Annotated in this window: 18 protein-coding genes; 7 read left to right on the forward strand and 11 right to left on the reverse strand. The window is 64.4% G+C overall.

Annotation, left to right across the window (positions count from 1 at the left end; genetic code table 11):
* Window positions 1–202: 202 nt before the first annotated feature.
* Both GC162_20160 and GC162_20165 read right to left on the reverse strand, forming a co-directional pair.
* Entirely contained in the window at window positions 203–1,927 is a 1,725-nt protein-coding gene (locus GC162_20160; protein MBI1370954.1) for an alpha-amylase, read from the reverse strand.
* A gap of 12 nt (window positions 1,928–1,939) precedes the next feature.
* Window positions 1,940–3,202 (reverse strand): glycosyltransferase, encoded by a 1,263-nt coding sequence (locus tag GC162_20165; GenBank protein MBI1370955.1) that lies wholly within the window; start codon window positions 3,200–3,202, stop codon window positions 1,940–1,942.
* A 74-nt stretch (window positions 3,203–3,276) separates the two neighbouring features.
* Between GC162_20165 and GC162_20170 the strand changes: the two genes are divergently transcribed.
* From GC162_20170 to GC162_20185, 4 genes are all read left to right on the forward strand, one after another.
* Window positions 3,277–4,452 carry a peptidase dimerization domain-containing protein gene (locus tag GC162_20170; GenBank protein ID MBI1370956.1) on the forward strand — a complete coding sequence of 392 codons (1,176 nt, stop codon included), beginning with the start codon at window positions 3,277–3,279 and terminating at the stop codon, window positions 4,450–4,452.
* Window positions 4,442–5,422 (forward strand): glucosyl-3-phosphoglycerate synthase, encoded by a 981-nt coding sequence (locus tag GC162_20175; GenBank protein ID MBI1370957.1) that lies wholly within the window; start codon window positions 4,442–4,444, stop codon window positions 5,420–5,422. The genes GC162_20170 and GC162_20175 overlap by 11 nt, the downstream gene beginning before the upstream one ends.
* Window positions 5,423–5,666: 244 nt before the next feature.
* Window positions 5,667–7,049, forward strand: a complete 1,383-nt coding sequence (locus GC162_20180) for a hypothetical protein (protein ID MBI1370958.1) — start codon at window positions 5,667–5,669, stop codon at window positions 7,047–7,049.
* 1 nt (window position 7,050) lies between these two features.
* Window positions 7,051–7,929, forward strand: a complete 879-nt coding sequence (locus GC162_20185) for an HAD family hydrolase (protein ID MBI1370959.1) — start codon at window positions 7,051–7,053, stop codon at window positions 7,927–7,929.
* Window positions 7,930–7,992: 63 nt separating this feature from the next.
* Here the strand turns inward: GC162_20185 and GC162_20190 are convergent, their stop codons facing one another.
* From GC162_20190 to GC162_20225, 8 genes are all read right to left on the reverse strand, one after another.
* A complete protein-coding gene (locus GC162_20190) occupies window positions 7,993–10,533 on the reverse strand; it encodes a V-type H(+)-translocating pyrophosphatase (GenBank protein ID MBI1370960.1) in 2,541 nt (846 codons plus the stop codon).
* Between the two features lie 634 nt (window positions 10,534–11,167).
* Window positions 11,168–11,806, reverse strand: a complete 639-nt coding sequence (locus GC162_20195; protein MBI1370961.1) for a response regulator — start codon at window positions 11,804–11,806, stop codon at window positions 11,168–11,170.
* 197 nt (window positions 11,807–12,003) lie between these two features.
* Window positions 12,004–12,468 carry a hypothetical protein gene (locus GC162_20200; GenBank protein ID MBI1370962.1) on the reverse strand — a complete coding sequence of 155 codons (465 nt, stop codon included), beginning with the start codon at window positions 12,466–12,468 and terminating at the stop codon, window positions 12,004–12,006.
* A complete protein-coding gene (locus GC162_20205) occupies window positions 12,465–12,941 on the reverse strand; it encodes a prepilin-type N-terminal cleavage/methylation domain-containing protein (GenBank protein MBI1370963.1) in 477 nt (158 codons plus the stop codon). Before GC162_20205 ends, GC162_20200 begins: the two co-directional genes overlap by 4 nt.
* A complete protein-coding gene (locus tag GC162_20210; protein ID MBI1370964.1) occupies window positions 12,938–13,273 on the reverse strand; it encodes a hypothetical protein in 336 nt (111 codons plus the stop codon). The genes GC162_20205 and GC162_20210 overlap by 4 nt, the downstream gene beginning before the upstream one ends.
* On the reverse strand, window positions 13,273–14,541 hold the full coding sequence (locus tag GC162_20215) for a hypothetical protein (GenBank protein ID MBI1370965.1): 1,269 nt from the start codon (window positions 14,539–14,541) through the stop codon (window positions 13,273–13,275). Before GC162_20215 ends, GC162_20210 begins: the two co-directional genes overlap by 1 nt.
* Window positions 14,541–15,743: a hypothetical protein gene (locus GC162_20220; protein ID MBI1370966.1), complete on the reverse strand. Its 1,203-nt coding sequence runs from the start codon at window positions 15,741–15,743 to the stop codon at window positions 14,541–14,543. Before GC162_20220 ends, GC162_20215 begins: the two co-directional genes overlap by 1 nt.
* A gap of 86 nt (window positions 15,744–15,829) precedes the next feature.
* Complete coding sequence (locus GC162_20225; protein ID MBI1370967.1) at window positions 15,830–16,885, reverse strand: type II/IV secretion system protein; 1,056 nt, start codon at window positions 16,883–16,885, stop codon at window positions 15,830–15,832.
* Between the two features lie 61 nt (window positions 16,886–16,946).
* Here GC162_20225 and truD point away from each other — a divergent pair, with 61 nt between their 5' ends.
* The 3 genes from truD (at window position 16,947) to GC162_20240 (ending at window position 21,369) form a co-directional block, all read left to right on the forward strand.
* Entirely contained in the window at window positions 16,947–18,188 is a 1,242-nt protein-coding gene (truD, locus tag GC162_20230) for a tRNA pseudouridine(13) synthase TruD (GenBank protein MBI1370968.1), read from the forward strand.
* Window positions 18,125–19,960, forward strand: a complete 1,836-nt coding sequence (gene recJ / locus GC162_20235) for a single-stranded-DNA-specific exonuclease RecJ (protein MBI1370969.1) — start codon at window positions 18,125–18,127, stop codon at window positions 19,958–19,960. Before truD ends, recJ begins: the two co-directional genes overlap by 64 nt.
* 179 nt (window positions 19,961–20,139) lie before the next feature.
* Window positions 20,140–21,369, forward strand: coding sequence for a hypothetical protein (locus GC162_20240; GenBank protein ID MBI1370970.1), 1,230 nt, complete (start codon window positions 20,140–20,142; stop codon window positions 21,367–21,369).
* A gap of 287 nt (window positions 21,370–21,656) precedes the next feature.
* Here GC162_20240 and GC162_20245 read toward each other — a convergent pair whose 3' ends face one another.
* Window positions 21,657–21,905 (reverse strand): DUF1573 domain-containing protein, encoded by a 249-nt coding sequence (locus GC162_20245; protein ID MBI1370971.1) that lies wholly within the window; start codon window positions 21,903–21,905, stop codon window positions 21,657–21,659.
* Window positions 21,906–22,008 lie beyond the last annotated feature (103 nt).

Genomic DNA, 22,008 nt, shown 5'->3' on the forward strand with positions numbered 1-22,008 from the left:
CGATGGAACCCATCCTGTTCCGCCGCCGGTTGTTCTCGTGTTCCCGCGCCATCGCCGGCTGAGCCCGCGACGCGCGAACGACACACCGAACGTAAGATTCAACCGACGCCCCAACAAAAAGCCCGGCGAAGATTTTCGCCGGGCGCGTGAAGCTGATCGGTCTGTGATGCCTGTAACGATCAGGCGAGCGGGGAAGTGAGCGTTACGTGGTGAGCCAGCGCGTCTGATACGGCGCGAGCGTCACGGGATCGAGCTTGATGGGCCCCTTGCGATCGTCGAGCAGGTCATCTGCATACTTCGGGCTGTCGGCCGGGAGATCCACCGTCATCCGCTTGCCCGTCAGGTTGCTGATCGACAAGAGCGACTGCGCCCCGTCCGGCGTCGTCCTCTGCACGGCGAACACGCGCGGGCCCAGATCCAGCACATGCTGCGGCACATCCGGCCCCAGCGCCGCCTGCTTCGCCCGCACCTTCAGAAGCCGGCGGTACTCTGTGAACACCTCGTGCGTCGCCGTCGACTTTTCCGCCAGCCGCGCCTCCAGCGATGCGCGGTCCCACTTGTGCCGATTGATCGCGCGCGGATACCCGAGCTGCTCGACGTTGGCGTAGTCGTTCTGCGTCGCCGTCAGCGAATGAATGTACGCCGCGGGAACGCCCCGCAGCGCCAGCGCGATCGTCTGCGAGCACAGGAACCGTTTGACATGCAGCCCCGGCTTCTCGCTCGCATCCGTCGGGCCCAGTGCGGAAAAATACGTGATGTTCATCTCGTACGGACTCGTCGAACCGTCCGGATTGGACTTCTCGCTCACGTGTCCGCCGAGCGAACGCACGCGATCGCACAGCGCCCGAATCTCCTCCGGCGGGAGCAGCCCTTCCAGCGGGCGGACGCCGATCCCGTCGTGCGAAGCGGTGAAGTTCAGGAACGTGCAGCCCGACGGCGGCGGAGCCAGTTCCTTCGCCCACTTCGTCAGCGCCGTCCCGTCGCCCTTCGATAATGCGTACAGCAGCAGCGGCGGCAGCGAGAAGTTGTACACCATGTGCGCTTCGTCGCCCTCGCCGAAATAGCTGACATTCTCCGCATGCGGCACGTTCGTCTCGGTGAGCAGAATCACGCGCGGCGCGATCAGATCGACCAGGTCCCGCATCAGCTTCACCACTTCGTGCGTCTGCGGCAGATGGATGCAGCTTGTGCCGATCTTCTTCCAGAGATACGCGATGGCGTCGAGGCGGATGATCCGCGCGCCAGAGGCGATGTAGAGCATCAATATGTCGAGAAACTCGAGGATCACATCGGGGTTCGCGAAGTTCAGATCGACCTGATCGGCGCTGAAGGTGGTCCAGACCCATCGTTCGCCGCTGCGCGTGCGGACCATGGTCAAAAGCGGCGACGGGCGCGGGCGCGTGACCTGCGAGAGGTCCGTGCCGGGCGCGATTTCGTGGAAGTAGTATCGGGCCGGGGCGATGCCCGTCAGGTAATCGCGGAACCATTCGCCGCGGCGCGAGCAGTGATTGAGCACCAGATCGAACATGAGCCCGAAGCGTTCATTGAGATGCGCCACGTCCTTCCATTTGCCCAGGGCCGGATCCACCTGCCGGTAGTCGATGACGGAGAACCCGTCGTCGCTGGACCACGGGAAAAACGGCAGGATGTGCACGGTATCGATAACGCCGGCCAGATGATCGGCGAGGAACGACTCGAGCGTCGCCAGCGGCTTTTCGTCGGCGGCACGGATGCTGTCGCCGTAGGTGATGAGCACGTTGTCGGCGGCGGTCCAGCGGGGCTTGTCGTTCGATGCGTCGATGCGGTCTTCGTACTGGCCCATCAGCAGCTTGAGCCGGCGCAGACAATTCGCCGCCGCGTCGCCGTAGAGGCGGTGAAATCGGTCGTCCATGCGGGCCAGGATGGCGCGGCGTTTGGATTCACTCATGATCGTTCTTCATCAGTCGCCGAACACGTTGGAGATCAGCGCGGAAAGTTTGCGGCGGGCGACGCGGTAGCTGAAAAACCGCGAGGCCACCGCGTAATTGTGGTCCACCACCTCACGCCGGTGCTCCTTGTCCTCGAGCAGTCGACGCACATCCTCCACCACCCGCCGGGTCACGAAGTTGTCGATCGTCGGAATGTTGAACCCGTGCGGCTCGATGTCCCGCGCGAAAATCTCGTACCGGTTGATCGCCAGCGGAATCCGGAAGTAAATCGCCTCCAGCAGCGCGTTGCCGAAGCCCTCGTACGTGCTGAAATACGTGACGAGGTCGGCGTGCGGGTACAGGTCCCAGAGCGTGTAGATCTTGCGCCCCTCGATGTCGAGTTGCCGCACTTCGCCGATGCGCGTCGAGATGAAACGCATGTCCACGCCCGCTTCCGCGGCCAGGTCGCTCAAAATATGAAAGTAATCAAAGCCCTCGTCGCCCGCATCGTGCGAGATGACCAGCTTGTACTTCTTGTCGCCGAGCATCTGCACGAGCTTGATGGCGTGCTCGATGCCCTTGCGCGGGACGATGCGCGTCGGCTGAAGGATCATCACATCGTCCGGCCCCAGCCCGATCTGATCGCGCAGGTCCGACGAGTAATGATCGATCCGCGGCGGGGGATTCTCGAAGTCGAATATGTTCGGCATCAAAATCGCCGGGATGCCCTTGCGCCAGCTCAGTTCCTCGCGCTGGCCCTGATTGATGACGACATGCTGCACGCTCGGCAGGCGCGGCGGGAAGGCCATGTCGATGTAGTCGTCCACGGCCGTCGTCTGAAACCGCACGCGCTCCCAGTAAAAATCATGGTGATGCGCGATGCAGGGAATGCCCGTCTCCGCGATGAACTCCGTGACGGCGATGCCCAGCGGCACGTGCATCGGAATCGTCAAGACATTCTGGAGAATGAGCATATCCAAGCTGAATCTACGGACATACTCGTAGAGCGAATCCTTGAGGTAATCGGAAAGATCGCGGATGCGCGCGGTGACGGGACGATTGCGCTTGGTGGTGCCGAGCACGCGCTGATTGACCCACTGATTGGCCGGGTGATTGAAATACGCTTCGGGCGTGCAGAAGCTCGCTTCGGGCGCGCGATCGAGTCGGCCGGCGTACCAGAAGCTGATGTGACGATCGACGTCCCAGAGCACTTGCGCCCACTTGGCGCTTTCGAGCGACACGCCGTCGGTGCCGGCGAAGCGCGTCGAGACAAAACCAATCCGCGACGAGGACATGCGATCTATGCTAAGGTGATAGTGAGTGATGTCAATCGAAAATCCGCCCGCGCGGACAAATATCAGGGAGCTTCATGTCGCAGACGATTGATGCCATCCTGCCCCGGCTCGCGGCGATTCAGGACGCGGTCCGCCGAAAGCGCGAGATGCTTCTGGCGAATCTGGTCATGATGGCCGAGCAGCCGGCGCCGACGTTCGATGAATCCAATCGCGTGCGATTTCTCGCGGACCGTTTCGTCGAGTGCGGGATTCAGTCGACGAGCATCGACGAAGCGGGCAACGGCGTGGGCGTCGTGCCCGGCGCCGCGGAGAACGAACAGCGCAACATCCTCATCGTCGCCCACGCCGACACGATCTTCGACCGCACCGAGGATCACACCGTCCACGTTCGGGAGGATCGCGTCGTCGGCGCGGGCGTGGCGGACAACAGCTTGGGCATGGCGGTGCTGGCGACCCTGCCGACGCTGCTCGACGAGGCGGGCATTCGGCTCGACTCGAATCTGGTGCTGCTGGGCACGACGCGCTCGCTGGGCCGGGGCGATGTGAACGGCCTGCGGTTCTTTCTGGACAACGCCCCGATGCCGATCGGCGCGGCCGTGTGCGTCGAAGGCATCGAACTGGGCCGGCTCAGCTACACGTCGCTGGGCATGGTCCGCGGGGAAATCACCGTCGAGGTCCCGGAAGTCTACGATTGGACACGCTTCGGCGCCTCCAGCGCCATCCTGATCTTGAACGATGTGATCAACGCCATCCTCGGCATCCCCCTGCCCCGCAAGCCGCGGACGAGCATTCTCTTCGGCTCCGTCAATTCGGGTACGACGTACAACACGATCGCCACGCATGCCTCCCTGCGCTTTGAGATTCGCAGCGAGTCGTCGAAGATCGTGCATGATGTGAGCCGGCGGATCGGCGACATCGCCGCGGAGATTTCCGCACAGAGCGGCGCGGAGGTCGCGCTGGACGTCATCGCGCGCCGCGAGCCCGGCGGCGTGCCGTTCGGACACGGGCTCGTGCGGTCGGCGCATCTGATGATGGAGGCGCTGAACATCGAGCCGCATATTTCACCGAGCATGTCCGAGCTTTCCGTGCTCATTGCGCGGCACATCCCGGCGGTGACGCTGGGCATCACGCGCGGGGAGCATCGACACACGCGCAAGGAAACCGTCTTCATCGAGCCGATGTACACCGGCCTGGCGCAGCTCATCGGATTGATCGCGGCGATCGACGGAGGGATGTGCCATGAAGAATGAACAGTGGCTCAAGAACAACACGTTCCACCACCGCGATTTCTGGGACCTGCGCCAGCTCGTGGCGGAAAAGCAGAAACAGAATCTGCGCATCAGCTTGTGCATCCCCACGCTTAACGAAGAGAAAACCATCGGCAAGGAGATCGTCATCTTCAAGAGCGAGTTGATGGACCGCTACCCGATCGTCGACGAGATCGCGGTCGTCGATTCGGGCTCGACGGACCGGACGCGCGACGTGGCGGCGAGCTTCGGAGCGGATGTGTATCTTTCGTCGGAGATTCTTCCCGAAGAAGGATTCAAACGCGGCAAAGGCGAGAATCTCTGGAAGGCGATCTACCAGCTCACCGGCGATGTGATCGTCTACGTCGACGCCGACATCACCAATATTCATCCCCGCTTCGTCACCGGCCTCGTTGCCCCGCTGATCCACCGCCCGCAGATCAAATACGTCAAGGCCTTCTACGATCGACCGCTGGCCGTCGCACCGGGCGTAACGCGGCCCAGCGGCGGGGGGCGCGTGACCGAGATTCTCGTGCGCCCGCTTTTTTCGCTGTTTTTCCCGGAATTGACCGCCATTATTCAGCCCCTCTCCGGCGAGTACGCCGTGCGCCGCGACATCCTCGAACAGATCCCCTTCCCCGTCGGCTACGGTGTGGAGACGGCGCATCTCATCGACATCTACGTCAAGCACGGGCTCGACGCCTTCGGTCAGACGGACCTGGAGCAGCGCGTGCATCGCAATCAGCCGACCGCGTCGCTGGGCCGCATGAGCTTCGGCATCCTGCAAACATTCTTCAACCGCGTGCACACACTCGGCATGATCGGCGAGCTCCCGCAGTTCAGCACCATCATGCGCCAGTTCCAGGTCAAGGACCGAGACTACCAGCAGGTCGAACACCAGATCATCGAAGACGAACGCCCGCCGATGGACCAGATCGCGGCGTACCGGGAAAAATTCCACCTGCCGGCATGACGCTTCTGACCCCTCCCCCTTGAGGGGGAGGATGGGAGGGGGTGAATCGCATCGGTCACATGCGCGTACGCTTCGATGCGGAGCCGGCTCGGACGGATGCGATTCACCCTCCCCTAGCCCCTCCCTCAGAGGGAGGGGGATTCAGACTTCGGAGAGCGCGCGAGTGAGCGACGAGTTGTCGACATTTGAAAATCCCTCCCCCAACCCCTCCCGACGAGGGAGGGGTGAACGACCGCGCATCGCGATGGTTCATTATCACCTGCGCGGCGGGGGTGTGAGTCGCGTGATCGAACATGCGGCGCGCGCCGTGATCGAAGCGGGATACGAACCGCTGGTACTCATCGGCGAAAAGCCGACGCTGACGCCGCCGTGCGATGTGCGCGTCATCGATGGCCTCGGCTATGACGCGGATATTTCACCGGAGGATTTGGTCGAGCGGCTGCGCGCGGCGGCGGGCGAAGTGGTGTTGTGGCATGTGCATAATCACAGTCTGGGCAAGAACGCGGCGCTGCCGGGGGCGATTGGATGGATGGCGGCGGCGGGCGAACGGCTTGTGCTTCAGCCGCACGATTTTGCGGAGGACGGCCGACCGGGCAATTACCGATTGCTCTGCGAATGCGGAGCGGTCGACGATCTGTACCCGCTGGCGGAGCACATTCATTATGCGACGCTCAACGGGCGCGACCGCGCGGCACTCATCGCGGCGGGGATGCCGGCGGAGCGGGCGCATGCGCTGCCCAATGCGATCGACCTCGCGGCGGCGGCGGACGCCGCGGCGACGACAAATGAAGGTCGCCTGTTTCTGTATCCGACACGGGCAATTCGGCGAAAAAACCTCGGGGAATTTCTGTTATGGGCGGCGACGGCGGATCGTGAAGCGGGCGACCGATTCGCCACGACGCTCGCGCCGACGAGTGCCGTCGATCTGCCGATTTATGCGGACTGGCGGGAGCTGGCGACGCGACTGAATCTGCCGGTCGAATTCGAGATCGGCGCGACGAGTCACGCTTCGTTCGCCGCGCTGGTCCGGTCGGCGCATGCGATGGTGACGACGAGCGTGGCGGAGGGATTCGGGTTGGCGTTTTTGGAGCCCTTCCTTGCGGGCCGGCCGCTCGTGGGGCGGAACCTGCCGGACATCACGGCCGACTTCGCCCGCGACGGCGTGAACCTCGATGCGCTCTACGATTTTCTGGGCGTGCCGATTGCCTGGGTCGGCGAAGAGCGACTGCGCGATCGCGTGATCGACAAGCTGGGCGCGACCATGAAGGCGTACGGGCGGACCTGCAAGGCGGCGGACATCGAAGCGGCGATGTCGGCGATGACGCGCGGCGATGAAGTCGACTTCGGGCGGCTCGACGAGCCGATGCAGCGCACGGTGATCGAGCGAGTCCTCGCGGAGCATTACAAGCCGGGCGTCGAACTGAATCGCCCCGCGGACGCGGCGACGATCGAGCACAATCGCCGGGTCATCGCATCGCACTACAGTCTGAGGAAATACGGCGAGCGGCTGATGGGGATTTACCAGCGCGTGCTCGCCGCGCGCGTCACGCCGATTGAGCGGCTCGATGCGGGCAAGGTGCTCGAACAATTTCTGTCACCGGGGCGGTTTAATCTGCTAAGGACGTAACATGGACGGACAGACGACACTGGCGGAGCGGATCGCGGCGCTGTCGAAGCCGATGAAACCGCGGGCGACGGAGGCGAAGGCGAAGCTGACGCGCTTCCGGGGGGTGCGGGCGGCGCTGTTCGATGTGTACGGGACGCTGGTGATCAGCGGGTCGGGGGATGTGGGTGTGAGCATGGCCAGCGCGAGCGGCGCGGCGCTGGAAGAAGCGATGCGGGCGGTGGGGATCGAAGTGAAAAAGAACATGGGCCAGCGCGGGACCGAAGCGCTGCATGCGACAATCGCGGCGCATCATGCCCGGCGTCGGGCGCAGGGCGTGTTGTACCCGGAGGTCGATATCCGCATGGTCTGGCGCGAGGTGCTCGACGAGCTGGGCGTGACGGGGGTTTCGCCCGCGGGGATCGAGTGCCTGGCGATCGAGTACGAGTGCCGGGTGAATCCGACATGGGCGATGCCGGGCGCGGCGGCGCTGATCGCGGGGCTGCGGGAGCGGGGCATGGTGCTGGGGATCGTCAGCAATGCGCAGTTTTTCACGCCGGCGGTGATCGAGGCGATGCTGGGCGCGAGCGTGATGACGCTGGGGTTTGAGCGGGACCTGTGCGTCTGGTCGTACGCGATGCTCGAAGGCAAGCCGTCGACGAAGTTGTATGAACATGCGGCGAAGATGCTCGACAAGCATCACGGCATCGCGGCGCACAAAGCGGTGTACATCGGCAACGACATGCTCAACGACGTGACGGCGGCGCACGCGGCGGGATTCGAGACGGTGCTGTTCGCGGGGGATGCGCGGTCGCTGCGGCTACGGGAGGAGGATGAGCGCTGCGCGGGGGCGAGTCCGGGGGCGGTGGTGACGGAGTTGGGGCAGGTGATGCGGGTGGTATGAAAAAGAAGACCCACGGTTGAAAACCGTGGGCTTCGGGGGGATGCGAAGTTGTCAGCATCGGCGTCAGCCGAGGTGGAGGAGGTCGCTGATCATGGGGGCGAGTTTGACGATCAGGCCGGCGAAGACGACGGAGACGACGCTGATGAGTTTGATGAGGATGTTCAGGGACGGGCCGGAGGTGTCCTTGAAGGGATCGCCGACGGTGTCGCCGACGACGCCGGCCTTGTGGGCGAGGGAGCCCTTGCCGCCGTACTGGCCGGTTTCGATGTACTTTTTGGCGTTGTCCCAGGCGCCGCCGGCGTTGGCCATGAAGATGGCGACGGCGAAACCGCAGACGAGGGCGCCGGCGAGCATGCCCATCACGCCCGGCACGCCGAGGATGAGCCCGACGACGATCGGGACGACGACGGCCATGAGCGACGGCACCATCATTTCCTTGAGCGAGCCCTGCGTGCTGATGGCGACGCAGTTGGCGTAGTCGGGGTAGGCGTGGCCATCGACGGTGACTTCGAAGGGCCACTTCATCGGGTCGGCGATGTCGGCGTCGGACATGCCGTCCTTCTTGAAGGCGGCTTTCATGATGCCGAACTGCCGGCGGCACTCGAGCATCATGCGATAGGCCGCGCGTCCCACGGCGTTCATCGTCATCGCGCAGAACACGAACACCATCATCACGCCGATGAACAGTCCGCACAGCGCCCGCGGATTGAGCAGGGTCACGTCATAGAACGTGAGAATCTGCGGTATCGAAGCGCTGGACGCCGGGGCGATCTCAAATTGAAGCCGCGTCTTGGAGCCGACGACCTGCGCGTGATAGATGCCCAGGTCCGCGTCGTACTCGGCCTTGACGGTCTGCCCGGCGGCGACGGCGGCTTCGATGGCGACGCGCTTCTCGGGCGAGAGCAGCATGCCCGCTTCGAGGCCCTTGTCGCTCTTGACGACGAAGATGCCGTGATCGTGGTACACGGCGGCGGTGTCGACGAGGGCTTTCTCGGCGGCGCCGCTGGTGACGAAGTCGCTGTGGAGCATCTGCGTGTTGACGGTCGTCTGCACGGTGATGACATACGCGGCGAGGAGCGCCAGCGCCGTCAGCGCGGCCGAGCCGATGGCGAAGCCCTTGCCGGTGGCGGCGGTGGTGTTGCCCAGCGAGTCGAGCATGTCGGTGCGCTCGCGGACGAACTTGGGCTGATGGGTCATCTCGGCGTTGCCGCCGGCGTTGTCGGCGATCGGGCCGTAGGCGTCGGTGGCGAGTGTGATGGCGAGCGTGGAGAGCATGCCGACGGCGGCGATGGCGACGCCGAACACGCCCAGGAGGAAGACCTCTTGTCCGCCGGCGGCGATGAAGGCGATGAGAATGGCGGCGACGGTGGTGAGCATGGGGATCCACGTGCTGATCATGCCCTCGGCGATGCCGGAGATGATGACGGTGGCGGGGCCGGTCTGGGCCTGTTCGCTGATGCGCTGGGTGGGCTTGTGTTCGTAGCTGGTGTAAAGCTCGGTGCCCCATGCGATGACGAGCCCGGCGATCAGGCCGGACATGATGGCGACCCAGATCCCGATCCAGCTCACGCCCGGCACATCATGCAGCAGGGCGTACAGCAGCCCCGCCGAACCGGCGATGATGAGACCCGAACTGGCCCACACGCCCGTGTGCAGACTCTTGAGCAGCTCGCCCATCGACGCGCCTTCCTTGGTGCGGACCAGGAAGATCGACAGCACGGAGGCGATGATGCCCAGCCCGGCGAGTGCGGCGGGCGTGGCGACAAGGTGAATCGCATGTTCAAGATTGAAGTCGGCCCACGCGCCGGTCTTGGACGAGGCCAGCCGGAACGCCGCGGCGGCGGCGAGAGCCATCGCCGCCAGAATCGACCCGTAGTACGACTCGTACAGGTCGGCGCCCATGCCCGCCACGTCGCCGACGTTGTCGCCGACGTTGTCGGCGATCGTCGCCGGGTTGCGGGCGTCGTCTTCGGGGATGCCCGCTTCGACTTTACCGACCAGGTCCGCGCCGACGTCCGCCGCTTTCGTGTAGATGCCGCCGCCGACGCGGGCGAAAAGCGCCTGAAGCGAAGCGCCCATGGCGAAGCTGAGCGTGATCGTCGTCACGGCGACCAGGTCGTGATAGCCGAACACCTGCGTGAGCAGAAAGAACCAAACGCTCACATCCAAGAGCGCGAACCCCGTCACGCAAAGCCCCATCACCGCGCCGGCTCGGAAGGCGACGCGCAGCCCGTCGTTGAGCGAGTTCTTGGCGGCGAACGCCGTGCGGGCGGAGGCGTTGGTGGCGGTCTTCATGCCGAAGTACCCGCACAGGCCCGACAGGAACCCGGCGATGCCCACGCCGATGAAGGTCAGTTCGTCCTGCAGTTGAAGCGCGAAGCCCATGATCGCCAGGATGATCATCAGGCAGATGAACACCATGATGACGACCTTGCGCTGGGCGGCCAGATAGGCGTAGGCGCCTTCGCGCACCGCCTGCGCGATGCGCACCATTTCCGGATCGCCCTCGCTGGAAGTCATGAACCCCTTATAGAAAAACACCGCCATGATCAGGGCGGCGATCGCGCCGATCGGCGCCAGATACCAGTAGATCGGCAGGGTCATCGCCCCCCCGGCATCCCCCTGCGCGAAGGTCGGGGCGGCGGCCAGGGCCACCATCATCGGAATAAACAACAGGGCGGAACGAACTTGGTGCGATTGCATCGTGACAGGCCTCCGTGGCACGTTTGAACTCAATTTTCCGCGGGTTCGGCGGGTTTCGATTTTATCGGTCGAAAATGGGGCATGATCGTAATAAAACCCTGACCCGGACGCAATCGGGCATCAGAGGAATCTATAGGAAGTAGCTGACGAAAAACCGGGTATCGTGGGGGCAATGACCAATGACCAAGCACCAATGACCAAGGGAATGTTCAAAAGACCAATGTCAAAATAGAAGGCCGCAGGCCGTTCCATCCTTGGTCATTGGGATTTGGTCATTGGGCATTACCACGATCGCACGCAACGGCGATCGCGATTCGAGCACCGGGCTTGCTCGACAGGCATGCGGCGTAAAAAAAACAGGCCGCGACGTGTTCCACCCGCGCGACCCGGCTTGGCGCTTTTGACCCCGAAGGCCTCCGTACCCGTCGTCATCCTTGACTGCGCCCCGCTGCGGGTCGTCCTTGACGCAACGGTTTGTGTCCCTTGCGGAACACGTCAAGTTGTCTGCCCCATGTCGGGTGGGGCCGCGTTCGCTTCAGTACACCAACGCGACCGCGTCTTCGATAGCTTCGATGACCGACCGCAACTGGAAGGGCTTTTTCAGGTAGCCGTCGAAGCCCGTGTTCAGAAGCTGGTTGGCCTGTCCGTCGGTGAGCTTGGAGCTCATGGCGACGATCTTGGTGAGCTGAAGGTCGGGATTGTCGCGGATGTTGCGTTTGACTTCCTCGCCGTTGATGTCGGGGAGGTGGATGTCAAGCAGCATGACATGCGGGCGGAACTTCTCGCACTCGATCCCGCTGGCGAACCCGCTCGCGCAGGTGCGCACTTCGTAATTGGCCTGTTCGTTGAGGAGCTTTTCGAGCATGTCGGTGACTTCGCGCTCGGCGTCGACGATCAGCACGCGCGTCCGGCCGGACGAGAGGCCGTCCATCGGAATGTTGTGCTGCTTCATGAACCGCGCCAGCGACGCCACGGGAATGCGGCGGTCCTTGGAGCCGGGAATGCGATACCCGCGAAGCTGACCGGAGTCGAACCACTTGCTGACGGTCCGCGGGGCCACGTTGCAGATCTTGGCGACTTCACCGGTGGTCAATACGTCTTTTTGTCTGGACATGGATAGCCATCCTCCTCGGTTTCCGTACCTCTCCCGCCCTTGAAAATCAGTCAACAACATCACTATCGGCGGGCCGACTGCGACGGTTAAGCGGCTTGTGAAGATTTCAGCGACCCAATCGGGATCGACCGCCGGTCGAGGCGATGAGGCGCCTGATTATCGGGCGAAAATGGTGAGAATGACCAATGACCAAGCACCAATGACCAAGGGAATGTTCAAAGGCCCAAGGTTAAAATGAAAGGCCGCAGGCCGTTCCTTCATTGGTCATTGGGATTTGGTCTTTGATCATTCCCTTCCCTTCCCCCTTCCTCCAGCCATGCCTCCGACAAGCCCCATCCGCCCTGCCCCTTCAGGTACACGAGCGTCTGGCGCATCGACCGGCCATCCAGCGACGCCTCGACTTCGATGTGCGTCTCCAGATTCCGGATCGACTTGCCCACCCGGACCTTCACCGTCCCGCCCCGCGCGATCAAATCCGTCGGCACGGCGAGCGTCGTCGGCTCGTCCTCCGGCCGGCCCTCAATAAGCAACCGCGGCGAGGCGCTGGCGCCGACGATGAGCAACTGCCGCAGCTCCGCATCGAGATTCGCGCGGCGCATCGACTTCGCCTCCGACACCATGCGACCCGTCATCGCCGACACCGCCAATCCCACCACGGCGATCATCATCACCGCCGTGAGCAGCGCGTACCCGCTTCGTCGTGCATCATGCTTGCGCGTCATGGGCCCGCCCCCGTCAACAGCAGCACCTGGCTGACGAGCGGCCAGCGCTGCGTGTGCGACAGTTCATCACCCGTGCGCTCGACGATGAACCCCCCCGCTTCCGTCTCGACATGAATCGGCCGCGCCCCGATCGACCAGCTCTGCTCACTGAGCGTCTTTTCGCCCAGATACACCGAGCGCGTCCAGGTGTGCGTCGAAGCATGCACGCGCCACATGATCGTCCGTTCGCCGGAGATGCGGATGAGCGCGACGACCGGGCTGGCCGAGCGCAGGTCGTACCCGTCCCATGCATCCGCCCGCATCGCCGCCAGCGCCGCCTCGAACTGCCCGTCCGTCGCCGCGCGTCGCCCCTCGCCCGTGGCGATCCCCATCGACGAATTGAACAGCGACGTCGCCATCAGCGCAAACGCCCCCAGCACCATCAGCGCCGTCACCATCTCCATCAGCGAAAACCCGCGCGCCCGTCGCGTCATGGCAACACCTCCCGCAGCACGACGCCCGTCAGCGCCGCCGTCGCCCCCGCATGTCGCACCGTCACGCGCACCCAGCGCTTGCCCGGCAGCACATGACCTTCCTGCAGCGCCGACACTTCAATGCGCGTCACCGCATCGTCCTCCGGCGCCGGCTGCCCGCTCTGAAGATGCAACATCGTCGTCTCCGCGATCGCCATCGCCGCCCGCTCCGCCGCGATCCGCGCCTCAGCCATGCGATACTGCTTGATCGCACCGAGCATGGCGATCGAAAGCGTCGCGATGAGCAAAAGCCCCGCGACCGCATCGAGCATGATGAGCCCGCGATGCCGCATCAATAGTGCCCCCACCATGAAGCCGCCGTGTCGATCATGCTCACCAATGGTAAAAACACCGCCAGCCCGATCCCCGCCACGATGACGCCCAGCCCGACTTCCATGATCAGCACCATCGCCGCTTCGAGAATCGCGATCGAGCGGCGGAAGCGCTGCTGATAGTAATTCGTGCAGAAGCGCATCGCTTCGTCGAGCCGCCCCGTCGCTTCACTCGAATGCATCATCCCCGTGACCAGCCGCGGCATCCCCGCCGCTCGCGCCGCATCCGAAATCGTCGCCCCGCGCTCCATCGCCATCAGCCACTTCTTGAGCCGCCGCCGCAGCCCCCAACCGATGTCAAGTTGCATCGCCTCCGTCAGGGCCGTCGACAGATCGACGCCCGCCCGCATCGCCGCCGCCAGCAGCATCAGCACATCCGCCCGCTGCCGATCCCCCACCACCGGCCCGACCCACGGCAACCCCGCCCCAATCGTCGCCCCCACCCGCGGCAACCACCCCCGACGACCATACAGAATCGTCCACATGATCCAGACCAATGGAAGATACAACACCGCAATCATGAGCGCCGCCAGCATCCATCCATCCATCATCTCGATCAGTATGGATGTCAGACGCGGCAGGACGATGCCATAATCCTCGGCGATAGACTCGAATCTCGGCAGCGTCATCAGCAGGACCAGAATGGTCACCACTAACATGCCCGCAATCATCGTCAGCGGATAAATCCACAGAAAATCGCGACGCGACGCGGTGTCATCCTCACGCCGCATCTCCATCGTCAGATAGTCGAGCATGCCGCCGGTCTGCCCAATCCGCTCCGCCGCCGCGATCATGCGATGGCTTCGTGCATCGAGTCGCGCCGTCCGACCGGACAAGGCGGTGCTGAGCGACTGGCCCGATTCCAGCGACGCCGCCACCGTTCGCATCGCGCGGCGCGTGCTCATCGATTCCGTTGCCGCGGCGATACGAAGCGATGGCGGCAATGGGGCGCTCGCCGCGATCGCCAGTCGAACATGCTCGATCATCAGCAAGGCGCGCCTTCGACTGAACTCCCGATGCGCCGCGGCACCGATCATCGGACCCAGCAGCCCGATCCCGCCAAGCAACAGCCCCACGACGAACATCCAAACCGGCGGATGGCCCCACATCGTCTGAGCCAGCAGTCCATACCAATAGAGCGCGACGCACCCCAGTAAGACGGCAGGAATGACCAGCGCCGCCGCCAAGCGTATGAGCATCCAGCGCGCGTTGTGCTTCACATCGCCCATTACATCATCACGTACAAAAGTCTGACCAATGGAATGAACAAGCCCAGCAGCGTCAAAAGGACGAGAATCCCCACACCAATCAGCAGCACCGGCGGTAGAACCGCCTGTAGCGATCCCAGCCCGCGCTCGGCTTGCCGTTCATACATCCGGCCCAGTCCGGCGAGAGTTCCCGGCAGATCGCCGCGTGCGATGCCGGTCCGCATGGCGATCGCAATCATGCCCGGAAGCACAGATAGGCGGAGTCCCGCTTCGTCCGCCGCCCGTTCCACCATCGCCGCCTCGATCATCGCGCCATCCGCCCGCGCGCCCCGCAGGTCGATCGCGTCGCTCGCCAGCGCGATCGCCTGAGTAAGAGTCACGCCCGCACGCACGCAGATTTCCATCAGGTGACACCACCGCGCCGCGATGTTCCGTCTCACCACACGCCCCAAGAGCGGCAATCGAAGCACGACATGCTCCGTCAGCCATGCCTCGTGCCCCGCCGCCTTGAGCGCCGCCCATGTCAATGGCAAAGCCAGCATGGCTGCGATCAACACGCCTGCGGTCACCGGCACAAACTTCCAGAACCCAATGACCCACTCCGTCGGCACGGGCAATTCAATGTCCCACTCCGCAAATAGCGCCTCAAAGCCCGGTGTAATGAACACCCCCAAAAACACCATCACCAATCCCAGCGCGACGAAGACCATCAGCGGGTAACTGACCGCGCGCCACAGGGCGGCGCGGAGGCGCTGCGTCATCGCCAGATGTTCCGACAGGTTCAATAGCACACCGGACAGGTCGCCGGTGGCCAGACCCACTTCCATGAGGCGGGCGTACACCGGCGGGAACCGGCCGCGCATTTCATCGAATGCTTCGGGCAGGGGCGTGCCCGCTTCGAGTTTCGCCGCCAGCTCGCGCACGGTCGCCGCCATCGGGCCTGAGCGCATGTCGTCGGCGATGAGCTTGAGGCCCTGCTCCAATGGCAACTGCGAGCGCGTCAGCAGGGCAAGCTGCTCGTTGAACGCCGCGAAATCCTCCGCACCGAGCGGCTTGCCCCGCGGCGGCGCCGGAGGGGCCGCCGCTTCGAGCGAGGTGACGATCAGCCCCATGCCCTGAAGCTTCCACCGCGCATTGTCGAAGCTCTGCGCCTCGATCGAGCCGCGCACGGCCAAACCCTGCGGCGTCTGTGCTTCGTAGGCGAATGAAGAATCCGGAATCATAAAACGCTTTCAGCGGTCAGCCGTCAACGATCAGCAAGGCGGGCCGATGCTTCGGCTGACGCCTGATCGCTGAAAGCTGACACCTTCTATCCGAGCACCCGTTGCACTTCGTCACGATCCGTCAGTCCCGCTTCGATCGCCGCGGCGGCGGCGGCGCGCAATGTCTGATACCCCGGGCGCTCGGCGAGCATCGCCGACATCGTCGCGGCGTCGTGTCCTTCGAGGACGGCGCGGCGGAGGGGTTCGTCCATGGCGGCGAATTCGGCGATGGGCACGCGGCCCCGATAGCCCGCTCCGTCGCGCCGGCGGACGAGGCGCTGCGCGATGACGCCGAAGAGGGCGCTGGTGATCTGATACGGTTTGAGCTGCATCTCCATAAGCCGGGCGATCGCCGCGGCGGGCGAGCCGGCGTGCAGCGTGGCGATGAGGCGATGGCCCGACAGCGCGGCGCCGATCGCCGCTGAGGCCGTTTCGCTGTCGCGAATCTCGCCGATCATCAAGACCTGCGGGTCCTGACGCAGCATGCTCCGCAGCGCCCGCTCGTAACTCATCGGCCCGTGCGGCGTGATCTCGATCTGCGTCACCCCCGCCAGATCGCGCTCCACCGGGTCCTCCAGACTCAACACGCTCACCCCCGGCTGCGTCCGCGTGATGTATTCAAGCAGCGCGTAGATCGTCGTCGTCTTCCCCGCCCCCGCCGGGCCGGTGAGCAGCAGCATCCCCCCATCCCCCGCCGCGAATCGCATCAAGCCGGCCGCGACCGCCTCGGGCAGGCCCAGCGCTTCGAGCTGGCGCGGCTGCGTCAGTTCGGCCGGGAGCCGCACCACCGCCCGCAATCCGTGCGTCGTCGGCATCACCGACACGCGCAGATCGTGTACCCCGACACGCAGGCGACCTTCCTGCGGGATGTCGAGCCGATACGTCAGAAGCTGCGCCATGACCATGAGGCGCGCGACCATCGAGCGTGCGACCCCCGGCTCGATCCGCTCCACTTCGCTCAGCACGCCGTCGATCCGCAGGCGGATGTGGTATGCTTGGGCCTGCGGATCGAGATGGATGTCCGAAGCGTCCCGCGCCAGCGCGCGATCGAGCAGCGACTCGACGGACGCTTTGGGATCGGCAGTTTCGATCGGCTTGGACATGGATTCATTGTAACGCGGCCCCGGCCCGCGCGGCCGACCGCCCGGAAGATCGATCAACCGTATGCTCACCGCGGATGGATTAGCGTACCTGACTCACGACGAACCGGGCATCGGCGGGCGCATCAAGGTGCGCCCCGAAGACTTCGTCGTCACCGAAAAGCCCCTCTACCCCTGCTCCGGCAAGGGCGAGCATCTGTACCTCTACATCGAAAAGCGCCGCCGGCTCACCACCGACGTCGTCCGCTATCTCAGTCAGCATTTCAAAGTCTCGTGGGACGCCATCGGTTACGCCGGCTTGAAGGACAAGCACGCCGTGACGCGCCAATGGTTCAGCGTCCACTTCGGCAAAGAGGAACGCGCCGCCGACTTTCACGATGACTTCATCCGGATTCTCGAAGTCGATCGCCACACCAACAAGCTCAAGCGCGGGCATCTGAAGGGCAACCACTTCGAGATCAAGATTCGCGAGGTCGATGGTTCCTCCGTGATCCGCGCCAAGCGCATCCTCGACCGCGTCGCCCGATGCGGTGCGCCGAATTTCATCGGCGAGCAGCGCTTCGGCTACCGCAAGGACACGCATCTTCAGGGCCGCGCTTTGCTCAAGGGCGACCTTCAGGAGTTCCTCGATCAGATGCTCGGCCGGCCCATGGGCACCGAGCCGGAACAGAATCAGCAAGCCCGCCGGGCCTACGAGGCGAAGGAATACGCCAGGGCCCTGTCGCTCTGGCCGACGGTGCATCGCTTCGAGCGTCAGGCGCTGGGGCCGCTCTCGCGCAAGGCCGGCGTGTTTCATGCGGTCAACTGCATCGACTATCCGCATCGCCAACTGATGATCTCCGCTTTTCAAAGCGCGATCTTCAATCAGCTTCTCAACGACCGGCTCAAAGCCGACCGACTCGACACGCTGCAAGTGGGCGACCTGGCGTTCAAGCATGACTCGCGCGGCGTGTTCGAGGTCAAGAACGTCGAGGCGGAACAGCCGCGCTGCGATCGCCTGGAGATTTCGCCGACCGGCGCGATGTGGGGTGCGGAAATGATGCGCGCCGGCGGGGAAGTCGGCGAGCGCGAGCGGGCGGCGCTGCTCGAAACGGGCGTCACCGAAGAGGATTTGGCGGAGGGGGATTACACGGCCTACGGCACCCGCCGGGCGATGCGCATGCCCATCACCGACCCGCTCGTCACCGGCGGGGCCGACGACATGGGCCCCTACGTCTCGGCCAGCTTCGAGCTGCCGCGCGGATGCTTCGCCACCGTCGTCATCCGCGAGATCACCAAGGACCAACCGCTCAACGACGAAGAATGACCACCTCGACCTCCAACCTGCGCGGGCACTACAAGCGATGGCGACTGGCCGACCCGGTCGCCGGGGGCGAGTCGCTGGCGGCGGCGCTGCGCGTCGATGCGCTGGTGGGCCAACTGCTCGCACAGCGCGGGATTCACGACGCCGACGTCGCCCGACGCTTCATCCACCCCACGCTCAAGGACCTGCACGACCCGGTGAAGCTGCCCGGCGCGGTCAAAGCGGCCCATCGCATCGCCCAAGCCCTGCGGGCCGATCAGACGATCGTCATCTACGGCGACTACGACGTGGACGGGATCACCGCCGCGTCGATCCTTTATCACATGCTCCGCACCGCAAAGCCCGATGCGAAGATCATGCGCTACGTCCCGCACCGCATCGATGAGGGCTACGGCCTCAGCGCCGACGCCCTCGCCTCGCTCATCGACAATGGCGCGAACCTCATCATCAGCGTCGACTGCGGGATCACCGCCGTCGAACCCGCCGCCGTGGCCAAACAGCGCGGCGTCGATCTGATCATCACCGATCATCACGAAATGGGCGCCGCGCTCCCCGACGCCTTCGCCCTCGTGCATCCGCGTCTTGAAGCCGACGAGCCCTATCCGTTCGCGGAACTGTGCGGGGCGGGCGTGGCGTACAAGCTCGCCTGGCAGATCGCGCGGGTGTGGACGAACACGGAGCGCGTGCCCGCCGTGTTCAGCAAGCTGCTTGTCGATCTGCTGCCGCTGGCCGCGCTGGGCACGATCGCCGACGTCGTCCCGCTCGTCGACGAGAATCGCACCATCGCCCACTGCGGCCTGCGTCACATCAAAGACACGCCCTTCCTCGGACTCAACGCCCTGATTGACGCCGCGCGACTCCGCGGCGAAGCCATCGACTCTTATCACGTCGGGTTCGTGCTCGGCCCGCGCCTCAACGCCTGCGGGCGCATGGGGCACGCCAGGGAAGCCGTCAAACTCCTCACCGACGCCCCGCCCGACGAAGCGAAACAGATCGCCGAGATGCTCAACGGCGAGAACGACCGCCGCCGGGCCACCGAGCGCGAAATCTTCGAGCAGGCCCGCGCGATGGTCACCGAGTCGGGCTACGACCGCGATGACGTGCGCGCGATCGTCCTCGCCGATGCACGCTGGCACAAGGGCGTCGTCGGCATCGTGTGCAGCCGCCTCGTGGAAGCGTTCGGCCGCCCGACCGTGCTCATGAACATCGCCGACGGCGAAGCCGCCGGTTCGGCCCGCTCCATCGACGGTTTCAACATCCACGAAGCGTTCACCGCCTGCGCCGACCACCTGCGCGGCTACGGCGGACACGCCATGGCGGCCGGCCTGCAAATGGACCCCGACCATGTCGGCGCGTTCCGCGATGCGATGATCGAATACGCCGCGGCTCACCTCAAGGTCGAGGACCTGACGCCGATGCTCGTCATCGACGCCGTCGTCGAGCTTGCATCGCTGAGCGTCGACGCGGTCAAACAGATTCAGAAGCTCGCCCCGTTCGGCCGGTGCAATCCGCACCCGATGCTCCTGTTCCGCGATGTGACGCTTCACCAGCCCGCCCGCACGATGGGCCAGCAGGCAAGACATCTTTCGCTCATCGCGCATCAGAACGGCGCGGCGATGCGCTGCGTCGGGTGGAACATGGGTTCGCTCGCACCCAAACTCCCCGCGGGCATGACCCTTGACCTCGTCGCCGAGCCGACCCTCAACCACTTCAACGGCCGAACCACCGTCGAACTCATCCTCAAGGACCTGCGATGGGAAACGTCACACGACTGACCGGGGGTCGAAGAAAACGATGGATCAAACCCACTCAATGGATGCGTGGCTTTGCACCACGAGCCGCGCGCGTCAGCAAGCGGTCGAGCCCGCGCCCAACACCATTCCCTGACCGCTCCCTCACGGTCGCGGCTCGTTGGGGACGCGATCTGGCGTTGATGTTTGTCGCGCTTGTGTGCATGAACGGATGCACGGTCACGACCATCGACGTCGCCATGCGGCGCGACGGCGAAAAGATTCAGCGCACCGCCACGCAGCGCAAGGGCGACGACCCCAACGCAGCGCCCGAGCAGAAACCCATCGAAACCACCTTCACCGGCCCGACGCCCGCCGACGTGCGCGGCGCGGGCATGATCCATCAATACGCTTCCTCGCTCGGCACCGTGACGCTCTACGCCGAACGCTTCCGCGGCGAGGACGACCTCGCCGCCCAGATCGACACGATGCGCCATACCGTCGACGCCAACGTCAACCTGCTCATCGGATGGTTCGATCATGAATTGAAAGATGAGCCGCGCTGGCCGGTGCAGAAGAAATTCTTCGATGAAACCTTGCGGCGGGACGCGATGAATCTCGGGCTTTACATGTGGACCGGCCGCGCGGCCGACGATGAGAAGACGGGTCTGGCGCGCGCCGCATGGTATCTCGTCGAGCACGCGTATCTGTCCCCCGACGATGCTCCGCGACTGGTCCGCATGATGAACGAATCGAACGACGAAAACCGCGGCGTCGAGTTGATGGGCTTCGTGCAACGCTGGCTCGCCAAACGCATGGGCATCGCGGCGGGCGAGCCCGTGCCTGATTCGCTGGCGTTCCTGTCGGATCAGGAAAAGGCCAAGGCGTCGTTCACCGCGTGGTATCAGTCGACGCAGATGTATAAGGACCAGCTCGCCGAGTGGGAGAAAGCGCGGGCGCTGAAGCCGGATTTGGAGAAGCCGACCGGCCCGCCCGATTCGATCGGCGAGTACATCGGCCCGATGCTCGGCTTCGAAATCTTCGGCCAGCACGATTTCGTCCGCCCCCACTTCGACAACGAGCGCGAACCGCTCTACACCAGCGGCCGATGGGACCCCGCCACGAAGACACTCGCGCTGGGCAATCTGCGGATGAACAAACCGCTCACGCTCCCCGCCTTCGCCTACGCCGTCTGGGCCGAGCCGAACGAAGCCGCGCAGACAAAAGCGTTCGGCCGCGTGATCTTCAGAGGCGAATCGCTCGCCGAGTACGTCGTCTGGCGCGCTTCGCTCCCGGCGAAGACGGGCGAAACATGGGACGCCTTCCTCGCGACACTCGCCCCCGGCGACGGCCTCGCCCCCGCGCTCGAGCATTTCCATTTCAACCCGCCCGCCGACGCGGACGACTTCACCATGCGTGGCATCAAGATGATCGATGAGGCGATGACCAAGTAGTCGTTCTTCCCTTTCTGGAAGGGAGGGGCTGCTTGCGGTGAGCGAAGTTGAACCGGGGGAGGGTGAATCGCATCAGTCGAACAACGCCGCGCCTCGCCAACATCGCATCAACCACCCCCCCCCCGAAGCCCACGCTTTCCAAGCGTGGGCCTCTTCCGTTTCTCAGAACGCGTGTGAGAAGGGGGCGTTTAACGAGCCGCGACCGTGAGGGAGCGGTCAAGGCGCCGCTCATTGTTACCTGTTTCGACCGCTCCCTGACAGTCGCAGCTCGTTGATCCATGGCCCTCTCACACGCGTTCGTAGTGATCCTTGTTGACCTTGATCGTCGTGCAGCCGCAGGACGTGGTGACGGACGAAATCGTGATCGGCGTCGTGCCGGCGTTGGTGAACTCAAACCTCCCCGTCGCCGACACGTCCGCCGGCGCGGCCTCGAGGCGCACTTCATGCTCCCGCCATTTGAGCTGCGCCTGTGCCGGCGCCGTCACACTGATCGCCGCCATCCATATCCCGGCGCCGCAAATCCAGATGCTCCGCACGTCGATGCCCTCCAGAAGTTGATCGAACGATGATCCCGGATCGCAAGTTTCAGCGGCGACGCATGGACGTTCCGGGGGGACATAATGGGCGATTATGGGGCAT

This window comes from Planctomycetota bacterium (genome assembly GCA_016125255.1).
Lineage (GTDB): Bacteria > Planctomycetota > Phycisphaerae > Phycisphaerales > Zrk34 > RI-421.

Coding starts and splice junctions, on each gene's coding strand:
- GC162_20160 (MBI1370954.1), bottom strand. CDS start 1,927: ATGAGTGAATCCAAACGCCGCGCCATCCTGGCCCGCATGGACGACCGA.
- GC162_20165 (MBI1370955.1), bottom strand. CDS start 3,202: ATGTCCTCGTCGCGGATTGGTTTTGTCTCGACGCGCTTCGCCGGCACC.
- GC162_20170 (MBI1370956.1), top strand. CDS start 3,277: ATGTCGCAGACGATTGATGCCATCCTGCCCCGGCTCGCGGCGATTCAG.
- GC162_20175 (MBI1370957.1), top strand. CDS start 4,442: ATGAAGAATGAACAGTGGCTCAAGAACAACACGTTCCACCACCGCGAT.
- GC162_20180 (MBI1370958.1), top strand. CDS start 5,667: ATGGTTCATTATCACCTGCGCGGCGGGGGTGTGAGTCGCGTGATCGAA.
- GC162_20185 (MBI1370959.1), top strand. CDS start 7,051: ATGGACGGACAGACGACACTGGCGGAGCGGATCGCGGCGCTGTCGAAG.
- GC162_20190 (MBI1370960.1), bottom strand. CDS start 10,533: ATGACCCTGCCGATCTACTGGTATCTGGCGCCGATCGGCGCGATCGCC.
- GC162_20195 (MBI1370961.1), bottom strand. CDS start 11,806: ATGTTGTTGACTGATTTTCAAGGGCGGGAGAGGTACGGAAACCGAGGA.
- GC162_20200 (MBI1370962.1), bottom strand. CDS start 12,468: ATGACGCGCAAGCATGATGCACGACGAAGCGGGTACGCGCTGCTCACG.
- GC162_20205 (MBI1370963.1), bottom strand. CDS start 12,941: ATGACGCGACGGGCGCGCGGGTTTTCGCTGATGGAGATGGTGACGGCG.
- GC162_20210 (MBI1370964.1), bottom strand. CDS start 13,273: ATGCGGCATCGCGGGCTCATCATGCTCGATGCGGTCGCGGGGCTTTTG.
- GC162_20215 (MBI1370965.1), bottom strand. CDS start 14,541: ATGGGCGATGTGAAGCACAACGCGCGCTGGATGCTCATACGCTTGGCG.
- GC162_20220 (MBI1370966.1), bottom strand. CDS start 15,743: ATGATTCCGGATTCTTCATTCGCCTACGAAGCACAGACGCCGCAGGGT.
- GC162_20225 (MBI1370967.1), bottom strand. CDS start 16,885: ATGTCCAAGCCGATCGAAACTGCCGATCCCAAAGCGTCCGTCGAGTCG.
- truD (MBI1370968.1), top strand. CDS start 16,947: ATGCTCACCGCGGATGGATTAGCGTACCTGACTCACGACGAACCGGGC.
- recJ (MBI1370969.1), top strand. CDS start 18,125: ATGCTTCGCCACCGTCGTCATCCGCGAGATCACCAAGGACCAACCGCT.
- GC162_20240 (MBI1370970.1), top strand. CDS start 20,140: ATGAACGGATGCACGGTCACGACCATCGACGTCGCCATGCGGCGCGAC.